Here is a 19,016-nt window from a genome sequence, read left to right as displayed (position 1 = left end):
GCGTCGCGCTCAGCCTAGCGGTCAGGATCGCGCCTCGTCACTGACCGAGTACTGACTGACGCCATCCATTGATCACTGCCTGTACGGGCAAGAAACATGGCTCTCAGCGGGCGGGCACCGCCACCAGCCACCCACATCGCCCGACCGCTCCGCGGCGTCGCAGCCCGGCGCGCGGATGTCCGGGCCCCGAACGGATCGGGACCGACGACGTGGGGAGGAACATTGTTCACACGACCATCCGCACGATCGCCACGCTGGCGGGCGGTGGCGGTGCTGACCGCCGCCGTACTGGGCGTCACCGCCCAACCCGCGGTCGCCGCGCCGACCCCGGAGCCGGCGTCACAACGGGCCGCCGTCGACCAGGGCGTGCTCGACCATCTCAGCACCACGCCGACCACGACGTTCCTGGTGTACCTGCGGGAGACCGCACCGCTCGCCCAGGCCGGCAAGCTGCGTGACCCCGACGGTCGGGCCAGCGAGGTGCACAAACTGCTCACCAGCACGGCCGCCCGCACCCAGCGCGACCTGCGGACGCTGCTCGACGAACGGAAGGCACCGCACACGGCGTACTGGATCGCCAACGCGGTGCGGGTGGAGGGTGACCACGCGCTGCTCGACGAGATCGCGCGCCGGCCCGAGGTGGCACGGATCGCCCCGAGCCGCAGCTATCCCCTGGTCCGGCCCACCACCGGCGACGCCACGCGGGCCCGCACCACCGCCGTCGAGTGGGGACTGACCAACATCGGCGCGCCCCGGGTCTGGGACGAGTTCGGCGACCGCGGCGAGGGCGTCGTGGTGGCGAACATCGACAGCGGCGTGCGGTACGACCACCCGGCCCTGGTCGGCACCTATCGCGGCAACCTCGGGGGCAGCTTCGACCACGCGTACAACTGGTTCGACCCGGCCGGCGTCTGTGCCGGCACAGCGCCCTGTGACAACAACGACCACGGCACCCACACGATGGGCACGATGGTCGGCGACGACGGTGCCGGCAACCAGATCGGCGTCGCCCCGGGCGCCCGGTGGATCGCCGCCAAGGGCTGCGAGTCGAACACCTGCTCCGACGCGTCCCTGCTCGCCGCCGGTCAGTGGGTGCTCGCCCCGACCGACGCGAACGGCCAGAACCCGCGACCGGACCTGCGGCCCGACATCGTCAACAACTCCTGGGGCGGCGACGGCGGCGACCCGTGGTACCAGCAGACCATCGCCGCCTGGCGGGCCGCCGGGATGTTCCCGGTCTTCTCCGCCGGCAACGACGGCCCGGCCTGCGGCAGCGCCGGCTCGCCCGGCGACAACCCGAACGCGTACGCGGTCGGGGCGTACGACGTGAACAACAACATCGCCAGCTTCTCCGGCCGCGGCTCCGGCACTGCCCTGATCAAGCCGAACATCGCCGCGCCCGGCAGCAGTGTCCGCTCCAGCGTCCGCAACGGCGGGTACGCCTCGTTCAGCGGCACCTCGATGGCCGCCCCGCACGTCGCCGGCACGGTGGCGCTGGTCTGGGCGGCGGCGCCGAGCCTACGCGGGGACGTGACGGCCACCGAGGAACTGCTCGACCGTACGGCCCGCGACGTCGACGCCACCGCCTGCGGCGGCACCCCGGCCGACAACAACGTGTTCGGTGAGGGACGCCTCGACGCGTACGCGGCGGTGCGGGACGCTCCCCGGGGCCCGGTGGGCCGGATCAGCGGCGTGGTCACCGGCGCGGGCGCCGGCGACCCGGTCGCCGGAGCGACGGTTACCGACGGCACCCGCAGCGCGACCACCGGGGCCGACGGACGGTACGCGCTGAGCGTGCCGGCCGGCGAGACCACCCTCGCGGTGAGCGCGTACGGCTACGCCGGCCAGTCGGCGACCGTCACGGTGTCCGAGGGTGGCGCTGTCACCAGGAACTTCGCCCTGGTGGCGAACCCGACGGTCACCGTGAGCGGGAAGGTCACCGACGGCTCCGGCCACGGCTGGCCGCTGTACGCGAAGATCGAGGTGGCCGGCCGGCCCGGTGCGCCCGTCTTCACCGACCCGGTCACCGGCCGCTACTCGTTCACCGTGCCGGGCAACAGCTCGTACCGGCTCAGCGTCACCGCCCGGTACCCGGGCTACCGCACCGTCACCCGCGAGGTGCCGGTGGCCGGCGCCGCCGCCACGGTCAACGTGGCCGTACCGGTCGACGCCGCCTGCACCGCCACCGGCTACTCCGGCCGGTTCGGCACGCCGCTGCTGACCCAGAGCTTCGACGGCACCAGCGCGCCGTCGGGCTGGACGGTGACCAACCGGACCGCGTCCGGCGGCTGGGTCTTCACCGACCTCCGCTCGCGGGGCAACCTCACCGGCGGTTCCGGCGGGTTCGCCATCATCGACAGCGACGCCCTCGGCTCCGGCAACACCCAGGACACCGATCTGATCGCCCCGCCGCTGGACCTGTCCGGCGCGGCCGCACCGGTGCTGCGCTTCCGCAGCGACTGGCGGGCGGTCGGGATCACCGACACCGCCGACATCGACGTCTCCACCGACGCGGGCGCCACCTGGACCAACGTCTGGCATCAGACGGCCAGCCGGCGCGGCCCGCGGGTCGAGGAGGTACCACTTACCCCGGCGGCGAACGCCGCGTCCGCGCTGGTCCGCTTCCGCTTCAAGGGCACCTTCGCCTGGTGGTGGCAGGTGGACGACGTGGAGGTGGTCAACCGCGACTGCACGCCGGTGCCCGGTGGGCTGGTGGTCGGCACCACCACCGACCGCAACACCGGCGCCCCGGTCAACGGGGTGACGGTGGTCAGCGACGACCGGCCGGACGACCGGGCGGTGTCGGCGGCGACCCCGGAGGACCCGAACCAGCCGGACGGTTTCTACTGGCTCTTCTCCGGCCTGACCGGCACCCACCCGTTCACCGCCAGCCGGACGCCGTACCAGCCCGCCACGAAGGACGTCGCGGTGGCCGCCGACGGGGTGAAGCGGGCCGACTTCGCCCTGGGCGCCGGCCGGCTCACGGTCACCCCGACGACGGTCGTGTCGCACCAGCCGTACGGCAGCACCCGCACCACCCGGCTGACCGTGAAGAACACCGGAAGCGCGCCGGCCGCCGTGGAACTGCTGGAACGATCCGGCCGGTTCGAACTGCTCAAGCAGGGTGGCGCGCCGCTGGTCGAGCAGAAGATGAAGGGGATCAGCAAGGAGCGGACCGGAGTCGCGTACGGCGGGGCGGCACCCGAGGCCGGCACCGCCGCCGACGACGCGTGGAGCGAGATCGCCAAGCTGCCGGCGGCGATCTACGACAACGCGGCGGCGTGGCTGGACGGCAAGGTCTACTCCGTCGGCGGTGGCGGCAGCACCGGCACCGAGCGTAAGGCATGGGCGTACGACCCGGGAGCCAACGCCTGGACGGCCCTGCCCGACCTGCCGACCGCACGCTCCAAGCCGGCCGTGGCAGCGGTCGACGGCAAGCTCTACGTGATCGGCGGCTGGGGAAGCAGCGGCACCAACGCCACGGTCGACGTCTTCGACCCGGCCGCCGGAACCTGGAGCACCGTCCCCGGGGCGACCAACCCGGCACCGGTCGCGGCGGCCGGCGCGGCCGTGCTCGGCGGGAAGGTGTACCTGGTGGGCGGCTGTGCCGACAGCACCTGCACCGACACCGACCGGCTGGTGGTGTTCGACCCGAAGGCGGGCGCCTTCCGCACCGGCGCCGCCTACCCGCACCGGGTGGCGTGGCTGGCCTGCGGCGGCATCGGCGCCGGGGTCTACTGCGCCGGTGGCACCGGCAGCACCGAGTACACCGACGCTTACCGGTACGACCCGGCGAGCGACAGCTGGAGTCCGCTGCCGGCGTTGCCGCTGGAGCTGTGGGGCTCCCAGTACACGGCGGCCGGCGGGCTGCTGGTGCTGGCCGGCGGCGTGACCGCGGGGTCGACGGCGGTCACCAACCGCACGGTCGCCTTCGACCCGGCCACCGGGGCCTGGCGTGACCTGCCCAACGCCCGGTACGGCCGCTACCGGGGTGCCGCCGCCTGCGGCGCCTACAAGATCGGTGGTTCGCCCAGCTCGTTCGTGGGCAGCGCGGACAGCGAGCGGCTCGGTGGTCTGGAACTCTGCGCGGCCGAGGCGGACCTGCCCTGGCTGGACAACTCCCCGGCCACCTTCACCCTCGCCCCGGGCGCGTCCCGCACGGTGACCGTCACGCTCACCGCCACGGCGGCGGCGGGCGTCGCCCAGCCGGGCCGGTACGCCGGCGAACTGGCCGTCGCCTCGGACACCCCGTACCCGGTCACCCCGGTCTCGGTGGAGATGAACGTGTCACCACCGGCCAGCTGGGGCAAGATCCAGGGCATCGTTACCGGTACGACCTGCGGCGGCGTGACCGTCGGGATACCGGCGACCGTCCGGGTGAACCTGATCTCGGCCGGCACCGGCACCACGCTGACCGCAGAGCCCAACGGTCGGTACGCCTGGTGGCTGCCGAAGGGCCGCTACGAGGTGATCGTGGCCAAGGACGGCTGGGTACCGCAGGTGAAGCGTCACCAGGTCGAGGCGGGCATCGTCGGCACGCTCGACTTCGCCCTGGACCCGGCCTCCACCTGCACCAGAGCAACCGGCATCTGACCCGTCCTGAACAACGGTGGCCGCCGGTTCGCTGAGGACCGGCGGCCACCGTCCCTCGACATCGACGCCTACCATCGGAAAGGAGCATCGGCGAAAGGGCGGTGGCCATGCGTAACCTCCGGCGGATGTCGAACTCGCTCGCCATCGGCACCGCGGCGCTCCTCCTGTCGGCCGCCTGCGGCGGCCTGACTTCGGCCCCGCCGAGCACCGTGGTCTACCAGGCCGACTATCCCTCCTATGGGACGGCCGGCGACCTGGCCCAACAAGCGACCCTGATCGTCGAGGCACGATTCAACGAGGAACCCCGGGTCGAGATGGAGTTCCCGTCCGACGCCTCGGACATCACCGATCCCCAGCTCAACCCCAACGCGGGCGTTCCGGAGCAGGAGCAGCTGAAGGACCGGACCGGACCGGTCGTCACCGTGCACCGGGCAACGGTCGAGAAGGTGCACAAGGGGCCGGTCAAGCCGGGCGACATCATCGAGGTCAAGGAAATGGGCGGCACCCTCGACGGGGTCCGGTACGAAAACGCGGACAGCGCGCCGATCGCGACCGGACGCTCCTATCTGCTGTTCCTGGAGACCTACCCCGACTCCCCCGCGTCGCTACTGAATCCACTCCAGGCGAAATACGAACTCGATGCGGACGGGAACCCGGCGTCCGCCCCCGGCAACACCATCACGCTCACCGGCGTGGACCTCGCCAAGATCATCGACAAATAACTGACCGTCGCTCGGCGTCGGCCACCGGCCATGATCACGCTCGATCCAGGATTGGGTGGACTCAGATCGACTCGGAGGCCACTCAATCCGGGATCGAGCAGGCGTACCACCGCGGGCCGCTCGGCGCCGCACATGCTCGGCTAGACGCGGGTGAGGTGGACGCGTGCGTCACAGACGGCTCGTGGCCCGTATCCCCCACGGAACGAGGGACGCGGGCCACGAGGCCGATCAGAGCGTGGGTCAGTCGACGACCGTTACGGTCACCTCGTTGATGCCCCGGCCGGCCGTCACGGCGGTGTCCCCGTTGCCGTGCCGGGAGAGCGCCCGCAGGGTCCAGGTGCCGGGCGCGGCGAAGAACCGGAACTGGCCGGCCGGCGAGGTCACCACCTCGGCGGTGAACTCACCGGTCGAGTCGAGCAGGCGGACGTACGCGCCGGGCACCGCCTCGCCCTCGGCGGAGCGGACGACACCGGTGATGACGGTTTCCTTCTCCAGGTCGAGGCTGGCGGGCAGCGGCGCGGCCTGGTCCGGCGCCGCGCAACCGGCGGCGGTGGCAGCGCTTGCTGCGGTGGGTGCGGTCATCTCAGGCCTCCCCCGGCTCATCGCCCAGCGCCACCGGCACACCGACCAGCGAGCCGTACTCGGTCCAGGATCCGTCGTAGTTCTTCACGTTGCTGTGGCCGAGCAGCTCCTGGAGCACGAACCAGGTGTGCGAGGAGCGCTCGCCGATGCGGCAGTAGGCGATGGTCTCCTTGCCGTCGTCCAACCCGGCCTCGGAGTAAATCTTGCGAAGCTCGTCGTCGGACTTGAAGGTGCCGTCCTCGTTGGCCGCCTTGGACCACGGCACGCTGATCGCGGTCGGGATGTGGCCACCGCGCTGGGCCTGCTCCTGCGGCAGGTGGGCGGGGGCGAGCAGGCGGCCGGCGTACTCGTCGGGGCTGCGCACGTCGACCAGGTTCTTGGTGCCGATCGCGGCGACGACCTCGTCCCGGAAGGCGCGGATGCCGGTGTCCGGCTCCTGGGCGACATACTGGGTTGCCGGGCGGGTCACCGCGTCGGCGACCAGCGGCCGGGCGTCCAGCTCCCACTTCTTGCGACCGCCGTCGAGCAGCTTGACGTCGCCGTGGCCGTAGAGCTTGAAGTACCAGTACGCGTACGCGGCGAACCAGTTGTTGTTGCCGCCGTAGAGGATGACGGTGTCGTCGTTGCTGATGCCCCGCTCGGACAGCAGCGCCTCGAACTGGCTCTTGTTGACGAAGTCCCGACGGATCGGGTCCTGCAGGTCGTTCTTCCAGTCGAGCTTGATAGCGCCGGCGATGTGGCCGGTGTCGTAGGCCGAGGTGTCCTCGTCGACCTCGACGAAGACGACGCCCGCGGCGTCGAGGTTCTTCTCGGCCCACTCGGCCGAGACCAGTGCGGTGTCGCGACTCATCAGATCACTCCCTGGTGAGGATGGATGGTGAGCCAGCGCGCGGAGGTCGAGAATGTGGAGGTGTCGCACCACGCGCGGGACCCATAGCTAGGAACGGATCACGGGTTCGTGCGACGGCGCCGCTGCCGGGCGTCCGGTGGGGTGCACCGGGATGTAGGTACGCGTACCCCGAGTGCCGATGGCCGCTAGGCGGCCCGTTACAGCCCCGCCGTCAGATGACGGGGCGACACAGGCAGGTGGCCACGCGGCACAGGTCGACCGCGCGCCGTTTGGTGAGGAGCGTCCCCATGGTCAGCGAGCCTACCAGCCATCCCAGTTATCTCCACCGGGCCGACCAGCATCCGGGACACGGGTCCCGAGGTCAGCCGGCCGAGTTGATCGGTACGTCCCGGGCGTCGGCGGTCACCGTCAGCCCCTCGGGCTTCGGCAGGACCTCGCGGACAGTCAGTTGGAACGGCAACTCCGGCAGGGGTACGGCGACCGAGATGCTGCGGGCGAAGTTGTTCAGCAGGGTGCGGGCCAGCGGCGCGGTGGGCAGCCCTTCGGCGTCCAGGTTGTCGAACCGCAGCGAGATCTGCCCCTGCTCACCGATGACGATGTCGGCGGTACCGGTGACCGTGAGCCGCTGGCCGAGGATGTCCACCGGCGCGGTGACGGCCAGCTTCCCGTCCCGCTCGCCGAGGGTCAGGCCCTCCCGGTCGAGCAGGGCCGCCAGGCTCTGGTAGCTGATGGTGCCGGTGCCGTTGACCGTCTCGGCCACGACCTCGCCGCGGCCGGAGCGGAGCGTGTCCAGCGATGCCCGTACGTTGCGGGCGTCCACGTCCAGGCTGGGCAGCGCGACCGCGTCACCCTGCACCGAGCCCCGCACGTCACGCAACCTGATCGAGATGCGCTCGTAGCGGCCGTCGAGCACCTGGGTGAGGAACGGGAAACCACCCACCTCGACCTCCGGCGGCGAGGACTGCGCGCCCTGCTGTACCACCTGCTTGCGGACCTCGTCGGCGATGGTGCGCTCGGCGACGCTGGCCGCCACCCGGTCGGCGATGGCGAGCAACCCGGCGAGGACGAGCAGCAGGACAGCGAACCCGATCAGTACCTTGCGTCCCCGTCGCCGCGGTCGCCGTTCGTCCGTGTACTCGTGGTCCACGCCGCCTCCTGTCTTGTCGTACGTGATTGCCGCCCAGCGCGCACCGGTGTTACCCGGAGTCCGGTTTCCTCAATCGCCGCTCGCCCGACCAGCCGGTCACAACACCAGCCGGCACATCAGGTACGCGGCCGGCGCCGCCATCGCGAAGCCGCCGAGGGGACCCTGAATGTGCCGGGCCGCCCACACGGACGGCAGCTCGCCCGCCATCAGCCGGCCGGCCTCCGCGTACCCCACGGCGAGGTCGGCCAGGACGGCCACCACGGCCGTGACCAGGCCGATGATCGCGGCCCTGGTCGGCGTGAACGGGGTGACCAGGTAGCTGCCCAGCAGCGCGCTGACCAGGGTGCCGACCATAGCCCCGCCGACCACGCCCGCGGCTCCCCGGGGCACCTGGGGAGCGAGCCGCGGCCAGGCGCCGGCGGCGTCGGCGACCCGGGCGACGGTGAGCGCGACCGCGCTCGCGGTGAGGCAGACGGCGATCGCCTGGGTGCCGGCGGGAATCCGGCTGAGCACGATGAGCGTGGCGAAGGCGACCACCCCGAACACGATGGTGGCGGTGGTCCGCAGCGAGTCGGTCACCCGGACCCGGTCCACCCGGCGGACCAGCTGACCGAGTACCGCGACGAGCACGCCGCCGACGGCGACGAAGAACAGCGGACCCAGGCGGGCCTCGGCCGACCGCACGGCCAGGGTGTCGGCCACTACCGCGGTCACCACGCCGGCCCCGAGCACCACCGCCAACGCCGGCGGACGGGTCACCATCGTCCAGGCCAGCACGAACAGCACCTGCACGGTGAGCACCACGATGGTGAAGGGCAACCGGTGCCCGGGCCCGGAGGTCTGTGCCGCGAGGACCAGGCCGATGCCGAGCAGCGCGGCGAACCCGCCGATGGCGAGCGTCAGCTGTCGGCGCACCTCGACCGGCGGCTCCAGCTCCTCCTCGTCGTCGTCGTCCGGCCCGTCCTCGGGACGCCGGGGCGAGCCACCGCGGCGCAGGCGTCGTGGGCCGCCGGAGCGTCGCCGCTCGTCGGTTTCCACGGCCGGTCCGGTACGCGGCGCCGAGCCACCGGTCGGCGGCGGCTCGTCGGCCCACGGTTCGCGGCCGGTCTCGGGCGAGTTGGAGGGAAACACCCACCGATCGTGCCAGACCAATCGGCCGACGCGGGTGCCACGGTTTCCGCGACGTTAAAACCTGAGCCGCGGTAAGGGGCAGAAAGGACAAACGGGAAACCTCGCCCGGGCTCGGCTCGGGCAATCGGTTACGCTCAAGCCGAAACCCCGCCCGTCAGCGACGCCGGGACCCACGGAAATTCCCAGCGCCACATTCGCAGGAGTGCGCTGGTCGCGCGCGGCCACACAAGGCCGCCGGGACGGAGGTGATCGTGGAGATCCTGCTGTTGGTGACCGCACGGGCAGGCGAACCATCCGCAGTGCTGCCGGCACTGGACCTGCTGCCGCACTCGGTCCGCACCGCACCGCGCGACGTCCGCACCCTGGTCGCCGGCCCGAGCCCGGACGCCGTGCTGGTCGACGCCCGCTCCGAGCTGAGCGAGGCCCGGGCCACCTGCCGGATGCTGCACGCCACCGGGCTCGGGGTACCGCTGGTGGCGGTGGTCACCGAGGCCGGGCTGATCGCGCTGAACGCCGACTGGGGCGTCGACGACGTGATCCTCGCCTCCGCCGGCCCGGCCGAGGTGGAAGCCCGGCTGCGGCTCGCGGTCGGCCGGCTGAGCAACGCGACGGCCGGTGCAGGCGGCTCGATCCGGGCCGGCGAGCTGATGATCGACCCGGACACCTACGCCGCGAAGCTCAAGGGCCGCCCGCTCGACCTGACCTACAAGGAGTTCGAGCTGCTGAAGTTCCTCGCCCAGCACCCGGGCCGGGTGTTCACCCGGGACCAGTTGCTCCGTGAGGTCTGGGGGTACGACTACTTCGGCGGCACCCGCACGGTCGACGTGCACGTACGACGGCTGCGGGCCAAGCTCGGCTCGGAGTACGAGTCGATGATCGGCACCGTCCGCCAGGTGGGCTACAAGTTCGTCGTACCGCCGTCGCGGACGCTCGCCGAGGCGGCCGAGCACGCGCCGCTGCCGGTGCGGTCCCTCACCGTCGAGGGTTAATCACCTCCCATATGCCCCTTTTGGGCAACTCGTGAGTCTTATGGTGACTTTCGGGTTGGCCGACGTGAGGGGGCAGCGGTGGGCGTTTACCACGGGGGCACGGGACGGACGCTCGGGATCATCACGCTCGTGGTGTCGGCGGTGCTCGGTGCGACGTTTCTGATCGGTCGCAGCATGGTGCCCGATCCACCGCAGCACGACTCCAGGGCCACCGCGGGCGGCGCGGACCATCCGGACTACGCCGACCAGTCCGCGCCTTCGTCCGCCGAGCCGGGGACCGGCTCAAGCCACCCGCCGGGGTCGGCCGAGCCGACGCCGAGCAACGGGCCGGGGCACGACCCGGACATCGGCCCGATGGGTACCCGGGTGAGCACCGGCAACGACGAGGTCGCGCTCACCTTCGACGACGGGCCGAACCCGGATTACACCCCCCAGGTCCTCGCGATCCTGAAGGAAGAACACGTCACGGCGACGTTCTGCGTGGTCGGCCAGAACGCCGAGGCGTACCCCTGGCTCATCCAGCAGATCGTGGCCGAGGGCCACACGCTGTGCAACCACAGCTGGGACCACGACGTGACGCTGGGCTCGCGATCGCCGCAGCGGATCCAGGCGGACCTGCTGCGGACCAACGCGGCGATCCGGGCGGCGGTGCCCGACGCGCAGATCGGGTGGTACCGGCAACCCGGGGGCGCCTGGACCTACTCGGTCATCGCCGTCGCCCGGGAACTCGGCATGATGCCCCTGCACTGGACGCTGGACACCTCCGACTGGCGTACGCCGGGGGCGAACCTGATCACCGCGTCGGTGCTGAACGGCGTACAGCCCGGGTCGATCGTCCTGATGCATGACGCGGGCGGTGACCGGCAGGGCACCGTCAACGCGGTGTACCGCATGCTGCCGAAACTGACCGCGAGATTCGACGTCCGGGCACTGCCGAAGCGGGGGATGTGAGGGGGATCCCGCCCGCCTGTCCCGCCGACGACCCGTTCATCCGGATACCGTGACGGCAATGAGCGAGCGGGGCGAAAATCGCAGCGGAGTGCCGGCATGAGCGAGCACAGCGAGCGAATCATCAGGCTCGGCGCCGTGGTGCCTCATGACGGCACGCAGCGCAGCGGAGTGCCGGCATGAGCGAGCACAGCGAGCGAATCATCAGGCTCGGCGCCGTGGTGCCTCATGACGGCACGCAGCGCAGCGGAGTGCCGGCATGAGCAGCAGCGAGCCGACCAGCGACCAGGTGAGCCGCGTCGACCGGCTCGGTCCGGCGGAGATCGCGGAGGTGCTGACGCTCGCCGGAACGGCGGGCGACGCGGACGGCGCGGACCCGCTGGACGAACACGTCCTGCTCCGGCTCCGCGACGCGCAGGCGCCGGCGGCCCACCTGGTGGCCCGCTCCGACGACGGGACGCTCACCGGGTACGCCCACCTCGACACCACCGACCCCGGTGCCGGCGTCGGGGTAGAGCTGGTGGTCCACCCGGCGTACCGGCGGCGCGGCACCGGCCGGGCGCTGGCCCGTGGGGTGCTGGCGACCGCCACCGGGCCGCTGCGGGCGTGGGCGCACGGCGACCACCCCTCGGCGGCGGCCATCGCCGTCGACCTCGGCTTCCGCCGCGCGCGCGTGCTCTGGCAGCTGCGCCGGCCGCTCACCGCCCCGCTGACCGATCCGCGCCTGCCCGACCGGGTCACCCTGCGCGCGTTCCGGCCCGGCGCCGACGACGAGGCGTGGCTGGCGCTGAACGCGCGGGCCTTCGCCGACCATCCCGAGCAGGGCCGCTGGACCCTCGACGACCTACGGGTACGCCTCGCCGAGCCGTGGTTCGACCCGGCCGGCTTCCTGCTCGCCGTCGACTCGACGACCGGCCGGCTGCTCGGCTTCCACTGGACCAAGGTGCACGAGCGGCCCGGCTCGGCCCGCATCGGCGAGGTGTACGTGCTGGGGGTGGACCCGTCCGCGCACGGCGGCGGCCTCGGTCGGGCGCTGACCACGGCGGGGCTGGCGTACCTGCGCGACCGGCGCGGGCTGGACCGGGTGATGCTCTACGTGGACGAGTCGAACACCGGCGCGGTGGCGCTCTACGAGCGGCTCGGTTTCGCCCGCTGGTCCGCCCACGTCAACTACCAGCTGGGCTGACGCAGCCGGCGCGCCCGGTCAGGGCGCGGCGCCGGTCAGGACGCGGCGGGGCGAGGCAGGTGGAACCGGGGCTCGGTGTCGTCGGACAGGTCGAGGTAGGGCGTGATCGGGGTGGCCGCGTCCCGGGTCGCCGCCGCCCGGACCACCGCCGCGAGGTCGTCGCAGGCGGCGATCTCGCCGAGGGTGACCAGGGTCGGCGGCAGCATGGTCAGCTCGCCCGCCGCGGCGCGGTCGCACGCGTCGGCGGGCCGGACCCACAGCGTGTGGTCGGCCTCGCCGGAGACGTCGCGGGTCCGCTGCCCCGCCGGCAACAGCGCCACGAAGAAGTACGTGTCGAACCGGCGCGGCTCGAACTCCGGGGTCACCCACCGGCTCCACGGCAGCAGCAGGTCCGAGCGGAGCGTGAGCCCGCGACGGGCGAGCAGGTCGGCGAAGCCGGTGCGCCGCTGCTCCAGGTCGATCCGGGCGGCCTCCCACCCGTCGTCGCTGACGTCGCCGACGACCCGGTTCGCGTCCGGGCCGGCGAGCAGCACCCCGGCCTCCTCGAAGACCTCACGAGCCGCCGCGCACACGACCGCCTGCGCGGCGGCCGTCGGCTGCCCGAGCCGGACGCCCCAGTCGGCCGGCTCCGGTCCCGCCCAGTCGAGGTGGGTGGTCGAGTCCGAGGGGTCGACGCCGCCGCCGGGAAAGGCGTACATGCCGCCGAAGGCCATCGCCGCGACGCGGCGGATCAGGTACACCTCGAAGCCCGCGCCGGCCGGGCGGAGCAGCAGCACGGTGGCCGCCACCCGGGGCACCGCCGGTACGCCGCCGGCGGCCTGGAACCGGCGGGCGTGCTCCACCAGCGCGGGCGGCGCCGGGTACCCGCGGTCGATCGTCATGCGCCGAGCCTAGTTCCCGACCCGTGGATCACCAGTACAGCCCTCCGGTGATCTTCGGTAGCGTCACGCCATGACTCGTTGGGGCATCCTGGCCACCGGCAACATCGCCGCCCAATTCGCCGAGGATCTCCGGCTGGTGCCGGGGGCCGAACTGGTCGCGGTCGGCTCACGAACCGCCGAGACCGCGAAGCGCTTCGCCGAGCGGCACGGCGCACCCCGGGCGTACGCCTCCTGGGCCGACCTGGCCGCGGACACCGACGTGGATGTGATCTACGTCGCCACCCCGCACGCCGCGCACCACGCGGCGGCGCTGACCTGCCTGACCGCCGGTAAGCCGGTGCTGCTGGAGAAGCCGTTCACCCTCGACCTGGCCACCAGCACCGAGCTGGTCGACACCGCCCGCGCCGCCGGCGTCTTCCTGATGGAGGCGATGTGGATGCGGTGCAACCCGCTCATCCTGCGGGTCTGTGAGCTGATCGCCGACGGTGCGATCGGCACGGTGACCAGCGTGCAGGCCAGCTTCGGCGTCGCCGGGCCATTCCCGCCCGAGCACCGGATGCGGGCCCGCGCGCTGGGCGGTGGCGCGCTGCTCGACCTCGGCATCTACCCGGTGAGCCTGGCCCACCTGCTGCTCGGCGTCCCGCAGCACGTCCGGTCGTGGGCCAAGCTGGGCCCGGAGGGCACGGACGAGAACACCGGTCTGGTCTTCGGGTACGACTCGGGGGCGGTCGCCACGTTGAGCTGCGGCATGGTGGGAGCCACCGGGCTCACCGCCTCGATCACCGGCACGGCCGGCCGGATCGACCTGCCCGAGCCGTTCTTCCGCCCGGGCGCGTTCACCCTGCACCGGGCCGGCGCCGAGGCGGAGACGGTCACCGCCGAGCTGGCCGGCTCCGGTTACCAGTACGAGGCCATCGAGGCGCAACGCTGCCTCGCCGAGGGGTTGACCGAGAGTCCCCTGGTGCCGCACGCCGCCACCCTGGAGATCATGGCCCTGCTCGACGACATCCGCGCGCAGATCGGCGTCTCCTACCTCTGATGGCCGCTGGCGCTCGGTGCTGAGTGTTAAGCCGGGCCCCCTGTACAACGCCAGGCGTTGACAGGGGGCCCTTCCTTTTATGTCAGCTGAAGAAGGGGCGGACCAGGAAGTACATCAGGGCACCGATCGAGCCGGCGGCCGGGAAGGTCAGGATCCAGGCACCGACGATGTTGCCGGCCACGCCCCAGCGCACGGCGGAGAGCCGCTTGGTGGCGCCGACCCCCATGATCGCCGAGGTGATCGTGTGGGTGGTCGAGATCGGGGCGCCGAGCACCAGCGCGTTGAAGTAGAGCACGCCGCTGGCCACGGTCTCGGCCGCGAAGCCCTCCGGCGGGCGCAGGTCGATGATCTTCCGGCCGAGGGTCCGGATGATCCGCCAGCCACCGGCGTACGTGCCGGCCGCCAGCACGGCTGCCGAGGTCCAGAACGCCCACTCCGGGATGTGGGTCGGGTCTTCCTGGAAGGTGCCGACGTAGAGGGCGAGCACCACGATGCCGATGGTCTTGGCCGCGTCCTGCATGCCGTGGCCGACCGACATGGCCGCCGCGGAGGCGGTCTGGGCCCAGCGGAAGCCCCGGTTCAGCTTGCCCGGGTGCCCCTTGCGGAAGATCCACTGCACGGCGACCATCACGATGTAGCCGAGGACGAAGCCGACCAGCGGCGAGAGGATCATCGGGATGACCACGCTCTTGCCGATCCCGCCCCAGAGCACCGTCCCCGACGCGGCGACCGTCGAGCCGACCAGGCCACCGAACAACGCGTGGGACGAGGACGACGGCAGCCCGAAGTACCAGGTGATCAGGTTCCAGGCGATCGCGCCGATCACGCCGGCGAAGACGATGCCGAGGCTGGACACGCCGGTCGGCAACTCGACCAGGCCGCTGCCGACCGTCTTGGCGACCTTGGCGCCGAAGTGGGCGCCGATGAAGTTGCCGACCGCCGCCATGGCCAGGGCGACCCGGGGTGTGAGCGCCCGGGTGGAGATGCTGGTCGCGATCGCGTTGGCGGCATCGTGGAAGCCGTTGGTGTAGTCGAACACCAGGGCCACCCCGATCACCGCCAACACTGCGATGAGCTCGGGACTCACAGGATCAGGACTCCTTGACCGCGATGGTCTCGACGGTGTTGGCCACGTGCTCGAAGGCGTCGCAGGCGGCCTCCAGCTCGTCCGCGACCTCCTTCATCTTGAGCACGGTCAACGCGTCGTACTCACCGGAGAAGAGGCGGACCAGCAGCATCCGGTACGCCTGGTCACCGTCGTTCTCCAGCCGGTTGATCTCGATCCAGTAGTCCTCGAGGTCCTTCATCGACTTCAGCCGGGGCATCGCCTCGGCGGTCAGCTTGGCCTGCTGGTCCAGGACGTGCACCAGCTCGTGCATCTCGCGGGGCAGCGACGGCAACTTGGTCAGCCCGTAGAGGTAGAGCAGGTTGCCCACCGCCTCCAGGTGGTCCATCACGTCGTCCAGCAGCGAACCGAGGCGGTAGATGTCCTCGCGGTCGAAGGGAGTGACGAAGGTCGAGTTGATCTTCTTGAACAGGTCGTGGGTGATCTGGTCGCTGTCGTGCTCGACCTCGGTGAGCCGCTCGCTGACCGACTGCACCTCGACATCGGGCAGGGCGAGCTCGTTGAGCAGCTCGGTACCCCGGACCAGGTTCTGCGCGGCCCTGGTGAAGAGCTCGTAGAAGGCGCCCTCGTTGGGGCGGAAGGAAAACCTCACAGCAAGGACCTCGTCGTGTCGGTGGAAGGGGTGGCAGCCGCCGCTCCGGCGCCCTGCTGAGGGAATGCTAGGGAACCGTCCGACCGACGATTCGGCGGCCCACCCCTGGCCAGGTGTCATTCACCGCTCGTTCAACTTCCGTTCACCTTCGCCGCCTGCCCAGTTGCCACTAGCCGCTCCCTTTCCCGCCTGATGTCGAAGTCGGCTGGCGGATACCCGAGCGCGAGAGTGTCGAACGTCTCACGCAGCAGGTGCGCCACCGCCCAGTCCCGGTACCACTTGCGGTCCGCCGGCACCACGTACCACGGCGCGGCGTCCGTGCCACATCCGCCGAGCAGCTCGGCGTACGCGGTCTGGTAGTCGTCCCAGCGGGCCCGGGCGTCGACGTCGGAAGGGTGGTACTTCCAGTGTCGGGTCGGGTCGTCGAGGCGGGCCAGCAGTCGCCGCGCCTGCTCGGCGTTGGAGATGTGCAGGAAGATCTTGACCACGGCCACCCCGGCGGCGGTCAACTCCCGCTCGAAGTCCTCGATCTCGGCGTACCTCGGCCGCCAGACCTGCTCCGGCGCCCGCGCCTGCACCCGGGGCACCAGGATGTCCTCGTAGTGCGAGCGGTTGAAGACGCCCAGGTAGCCGGGCGGCGGCAGGGCCCGCCGGATCCGCCACAGGAAGTGGTGGCGCAGTTCCTCGGCGGTCGGCGGGCCGAACGCCCGAATGCGCACACCGAGCGGGTTCAGCGCGCCCACCACCCGCTTGATCGTGCCGTCCTTGCCGCCGCAGTCCATCGCCTGGAGCACCAGCAGCACGCGCCGCCCGGCGTCCGGGTCGGCCTTCGCGCCGGCGAACAGCATCTCCTGCTGGCGGGCCAGCCCGGCACCCACCAGACCGACCTGCCGGCGGGCCCAGCCCTTGCGGTCCGGCCCGGTCACCAGCCGGTCGGGCAGCCCGGGGGTCGAGCGGGGCCCGATCGCCCCGAGGTCCACCGGTCCGCCGGGCGCCGCCCGGAGCAGGTCGCGCACCGTGCCGCCGGCCGGCGGCGCCACGTCGAATCCACCGTCGTCCACCATCGGTGCATCATCACCCGCCGACCGGCCGCCCGCAGGCCGGCGCCGAGCGGCGCGGCGACATCAGGACGGGGCCGTGCGGTCTCAGACCACCAGGGCCAGCCACTTGCGGTACGAGGTGGCGAACGGCTCGGTGCCGTCGCCCAGCGCGCCGAGCAGCCACCGGGCCGCCGCCTCGGCCTCCACCACCAGGTCGTCCGGATAGCCGAAGCGGGCCCGATGCTCGGCGAACTCGTCCTCGTCGCGCAGTTCGACCAGGCCGGTCTCCCGGCGGCGGACCACGTCCAGGTCGAGGTCGATCAGGTGGACGGTGTCCTCGCCCTCCCAGCGGGCCGGGCTGGCGATGTCGCAGTAGACCTCGCTGGTCCGCGGCGGCGGGTTGAACATGCCGGTCCACCAGGCGTGGTGCGGCACCAGAAGCACGAACGGGATCTGCTCGACCGAGGGCCGACCGTGGTAGACCGAGCTGGTGCCCGCCGGCACGCCGAGCCACACCCCGAGGTCGTCCTCGGCCAGCCGACGGGCCGGGTAGTCGCGGTGGGCGCTGCCGTCGAACTTGCGGTAGATCACGCGGACCACATCGCTCGGCATGTTTCGCACCCTAGCCGATTCCGCCCACGCGTCGCCGTCGGGAAATTACCGGACGGCGGGGACGTATTCCGTTCCGTGACGCCGCAACACGGCCGATCGGTACGGCTCGCGTCGGGCCCGGCGGGTACCGTGCCACGGTGACCCCGCCCCGCACCGCCACCGGCCCGACCCGTGACAAGGCCCGCCGTCGGGGTGACCGGCCGGACGGTGCCGAGCTGTTGGCCGCGGCGGTCGGCGCGGTGCCCGGCGGCGCGGCGCGCCCCGGCCAGCAGCAGATGGCCACGGCGATCGAGGAGTGCGTGGCCGCCGGCGATCACCTGCTGGTGCAGGCCGGCACCGGCACCGGCAAGTCCCTGGCGTACCTCGCGCCGGCGCTGACCGTCGACGGGCCGGTGGTGGTGTCCACCGCCACCCTGGCGTTGCAGGCGCAACTGGTCGAGCACGACCTGCCCCGGCTGGCCGACGCCGTCGAGCCGATGCTCGGCCGACGCCCGACGTTCGCGGTGCTCAAGGGCCGGCATCACTACCTGTGCCTGGCCCGGCTGGAGAACTCGTCGGAGGACGAGCCGGAGGACACTCTCTTCGACGCTCCGGCCGAGCGGCCCGGCGGCGGCACCCGCTGGCTCGGCGAGGCGGGCCGGCTCGGCAAGCAGATCCAGCGCCTGCGGGACTGGGCTCTGGAGACCGCCACCGGCGACCGGGACGAGCTGGATCCGGGCGTCGACGACCAGGCGTGGCGGCTGGTTTCCATGCCGGCCCGGGAGTGCGTGGGCGCGGCCCGCTGCCCGTACGGCCCGGAGTGCTTCGCGGAGGCGTCCCGGGCCCGGGCGCGGGAGGCCGACCTCGTCGTCACCAACCACAGCCTGCTCGCGGTCGACATGCTCGCCGGGCGGCACATCGTCCCGCCGCACCGGCTGCTCGTCGTCGACGAGGCTCACGAGCTGGCCGACCGGGTCTCGTCGGCGGCGCAGGCCGAGCTGACCCCGGAGCTGATCGACCGGTCCACCCGGCGCGCCCGCCCGCTGCTCCGGCCGGAGACGGCCGAGGCGCTGACCGCGGCCGGCGACGCCCTCGCGGTCGGGCTGGCCGAGGCACCGGTCGGGCGGATCACCAGCGGCCTGCCGGACCCGCTGCGCGAAGCCTGCACGCTGCTGGACGCCGCGACCCGCGCGGCCCTGGACAGCATCGGTGACATCAAGGCCGACGACCCCGACCCGGTACGCAAGCAGCAGGCCAAGGCCGTCCTCGACGAGCTCTCCACCACGGCCCAGCGGCTGCTGGAGGAGGTGGAGCACGACGTGGCCTGGGTGGAACGCAACGACGCCACCGGCCGGCGGGCGCTGGTGGTGGCGCCGCTCTCGGTCGCCGGCACCCTGGCCACCCACCTCTACGACGAGCGGACCGTGGTGGCCACCTCGGCCACGCTGGCCCTGGGTGGCCGCTTCGACACGGTGGCCCGGGCACTTGGCCTCGACGCGCCCCCACCGGCCCCGCCGTCGCCGGCCGCCGCCGCGCTCGCCGACGCGACCCGCCGGCCGGGCACCGGTGGCAGTGGTCCCGACGGGGGCGGGGTCATTG

At 72.3% G+C, this 19,016-nt stretch carries 17 protein-coding genes; 7 read left to right on the top strand and 10 right to left on the bottom strand.

All coding sequences use genetic code 11. The features are described 5' to 3' along the window. Positions 1-222: 222 nt before the first annotated feature. Both C1I95_RS01780 and C1I95_RS01775 read left to right on the top strand, forming a co-directional pair. A complete protein-coding gene (locus C1I95_RS01780; protein ID WP_111211972.1) occupies positions 223-4,593 on the top strand; it encodes a S8 family serine peptidase in 4,371 nt (1,456 codons plus the stop codon). Positions 4,594-4,718: 125 nt separating this feature from the next. Continuing rightward, the gene (locus C1I95_RS01775) at positions 4,719-5,315 is read left to right on the top strand and encodes a hypothetical protein (RefSeq protein ID WP_111211971.1); all 597 of its coding nucleotides are present in this window, start codon (positions 4,719-4,721) and stop codon (positions 5,313-5,315) included. A 240-nt stretch (positions 5,316-5,555) separates the two neighbouring features. Here the strand turns inward: C1I95_RS01775 and C1I95_RS01770 are convergent, their stop codons facing one another. From C1I95_RS01770 to C1I95_RS01755, 5 genes are all read right to left on the bottom strand, one after another. Continuing rightward, complete coding sequence (locus C1I95_RS01770) at positions 5,556-5,897, bottom strand: DUF1416 domain-containing protein (protein ID WP_111211970.1); 342 nt, start codon at positions 5,895-5,897, stop codon at positions 5,556-5,558. A 1-nt stretch (position 5,898) separates the two neighbouring features. Beyond that, positions 5,899-6,747, bottom strand: a complete 849-nt coding sequence (locus C1I95_RS01765) for a sulfurtransferase (RefSeq protein ID WP_111211969.1) — start codon at positions 6,745-6,747, stop codon at positions 5,899-5,901. Between the two features lie 211 nt (positions 6,748-6,958). Next, positions 6,959-7,036, bottom strand: coding sequence for an Ms5788A family Cys-rich leader peptide (locus C1I95_RS37025; RefSeq protein ID WP_311202345.1), 78 nt, complete (start codon positions 7,034-7,036; stop codon positions 6,959-6,961). Positions 7,037-7,108: 72 nt separating this feature from the next. After that, positions 7,109-7,894, bottom strand: a complete 786-nt coding sequence (locus C1I95_RS01760) for an LmeA family phospholipid-binding protein (RefSeq protein ID WP_111211968.1) — start codon at positions 7,892-7,894, stop codon at positions 7,109-7,111. A gap of 96 nt (positions 7,895-7,990) precedes the next feature. After that, positions 7,991-9,025 carry a hypothetical protein gene (locus C1I95_RS01755; RefSeq protein WP_111212027.1) on the bottom strand — a complete coding sequence of 345 codons (1,035 nt, stop codon included), beginning with the start codon at positions 9,023-9,025 and terminating at the stop codon, positions 7,991-7,993. 245 nt (positions 9,026-9,270) lie between these two features. Between C1I95_RS01755 and C1I95_RS01750 the strand changes: the two genes are divergently transcribed. The 3 genes from C1I95_RS01750 to mshD all read left to right on the top strand — a co-directional run bounded on the left by C1I95_RS01750 (position 9,271) and on the right by mshD (position 12,148). Then, positions 9,271-10,014, top strand: coding sequence for a winged helix-turn-helix transcriptional regulator (locus C1I95_RS01750; RefSeq protein WP_199523555.1), 744 nt, complete (start codon positions 9,271-9,273; stop codon positions 10,012-10,014). A 78-nt stretch (positions 10,015-10,092) separates the two neighbouring features. Further along, a complete protein-coding gene (locus tag C1I95_RS01745) occupies positions 10,093-10,965 on the top strand; it encodes a polysaccharide deacetylase family protein (RefSeq protein WP_233513239.1) in 873 nt (290 codons plus the stop codon). Positions 10,966-11,221: 256 nt separating this feature from the next. After that, the gene (gene mshD / locus C1I95_RS01740; protein ID WP_111211967.1) at positions 11,222-12,148 is read left to right on the top strand and encodes a mycothiol synthase; all 927 of its coding nucleotides are present in this window, start codon (positions 11,222-11,224) and stop codon (positions 12,146-12,148) included. A 35-nt stretch (positions 12,149-12,183) separates the two neighbouring features. On the opposite strand, the gene C1I95_RS01735 is transcribed toward mshD, so the two are convergent. Then, positions 12,184-13,029: an NUDIX hydrolase gene (locus tag C1I95_RS01735; protein ID WP_111211966.1), complete on the bottom strand. Its 846-nt coding sequence runs from the start codon at positions 13,027-13,029 to the stop codon at positions 12,184-12,186. A 70-nt stretch (positions 13,030-13,099) separates the two neighbouring features. On the opposite strand from C1I95_RS01735, the gene C1I95_RS01730 reads away from it, so the two are divergent. Next, positions 13,100-14,068, top strand: a complete 969-nt coding sequence (locus C1I95_RS01730) for a Gfo/Idh/MocA family protein (protein WP_111211965.1) — start codon at positions 13,100-13,102, stop codon at positions 14,066-14,068. A gap of 82 nt (positions 14,069-14,150) precedes the next feature. Here C1I95_RS01730 and C1I95_RS01725 read toward each other — a convergent pair whose 3' ends face one another. The 4 genes from C1I95_RS01725 to C1I95_RS01710 all read right to left on the bottom strand — a co-directional run bounded on the left by C1I95_RS01725 (position 14,151) and on the right by C1I95_RS01710 (position 17,438). Continuing rightward, a complete protein-coding gene (locus tag C1I95_RS01725; protein ID WP_111211964.1) occupies positions 14,151-15,155 on the bottom strand; it encodes an inorganic phosphate transporter in 1,005 nt (334 codons plus the stop codon). Positions 15,156-15,159: 4 nt separating this feature from the next. After that, positions 15,160-15,786 carry a DUF47 domain-containing protein gene (locus C1I95_RS01720; RefSeq protein ID WP_111211963.1) on the bottom strand — a complete coding sequence of 209 codons (627 nt, stop codon included), beginning with the start codon at positions 15,784-15,786 and terminating at the stop codon, positions 15,160-15,162. 131 nt (positions 15,787-15,917) lie between these two features. After that, positions 15,918-16,850, bottom strand: a complete 933-nt coding sequence (locus C1I95_RS01715; protein ID WP_111211962.1) for a PPK2 family polyphosphate kinase — start codon at positions 16,848-16,850, stop codon at positions 15,918-15,920. An 81-nt stretch (positions 16,851-16,931) separates the two neighbouring features. After that, a complete protein-coding gene (locus tag C1I95_RS01710; protein ID WP_111211961.1) occupies positions 16,932-17,438 on the bottom strand; it encodes a ribonuclease FAU-1 family protein in 507 nt (168 codons plus the stop codon). Positions 17,439-17,503: 65 nt separating this feature from the next. On the opposite strand from C1I95_RS01710, the gene C1I95_RS01705 reads away from it, so the two are divergent. Beyond that, on the top strand, positions 17,504-19,016 hold a 1,513-nt coding region (locus C1I95_RS01705), incomplete at its 3' end, for an ATP-dependent DNA helicase (protein WP_438941270.1).

Origin of the sequence: Micromonospora craterilacus (genome assembly GCF_003236315.1) — a bacterium.
Lineage (GTDB): Bacteria > Actinomycetota > Actinomycetes > Mycobacteriales > Micromonosporaceae > Micromonospora > Micromonospora craterilacus.
Note: the sequence above shows the minus strand (reverse complement) of the source record. Positions and strands in the feature narration are given on the sequence as shown.

Excerpts from the sequence above, each read along its gene's own strand:
- C1I95_RS01715 (WP_111211962.1), bottom strand. The coding sequence starts at position 16,850 with ATGGTGGACGACGGTGGATTCGACGTGGCGCCGCCGGCCGGCGGCACG.
- C1I95_RS01775 (WP_111211971.1), top strand. The coding sequence starts at position 4,719 with ATGTCGAACTCGCTCGCCATCGGCACCGCGGCGCTCCTCCTGTCGGCC.
- C1I95_RS01770 (WP_111211970.1), bottom strand. The coding sequence starts at position 5,897 with ATGACCGCACCCACCGCAGCAAGCGCTGCCACCGCCGCCGGTTGCGCG.
- C1I95_RS01765 (WP_111211969.1), bottom strand. The coding sequence starts at position 6,747 with ATGAGTCGCGACACCGCACTGGTCTCGGCCGAGTGGGCCGAGAAGAAC.
- C1I95_RS37025 (WP_311202345.1), bottom strand. The coding sequence starts at position 7,036 with ATGGGGACGCTCCTCACCAAACGGCGCGCGGTCGACCTGTGCCGCGTG.
- C1I95_RS01730 (WP_111211965.1), top strand. The coding sequence starts at position 13,100 with ATGACTCGTTGGGGCATCCTGGCCACCGGCAACATCGCCGCCCAATTC.
- mshD (WP_111211967.1), top strand. The coding sequence starts at position 11,222 with ATGAGCAGCAGCGAGCCGACCAGCGACCAGGTGAGCCGCGTCGACCGG.
- C1I95_RS01710 (WP_111211961.1), bottom strand. The coding sequence starts at position 17,438 with ATGCCGAGCGATGTGGTCCGCGTGATCTACCGCAAGTTCGACGGCAGC.
- C1I95_RS01735 (WP_111211966.1), bottom strand. The coding sequence starts at position 13,029 with ATGACGATCGACCGCGGGTACCCGGCGCCGCCCGCGCTGGTGGAGCAC.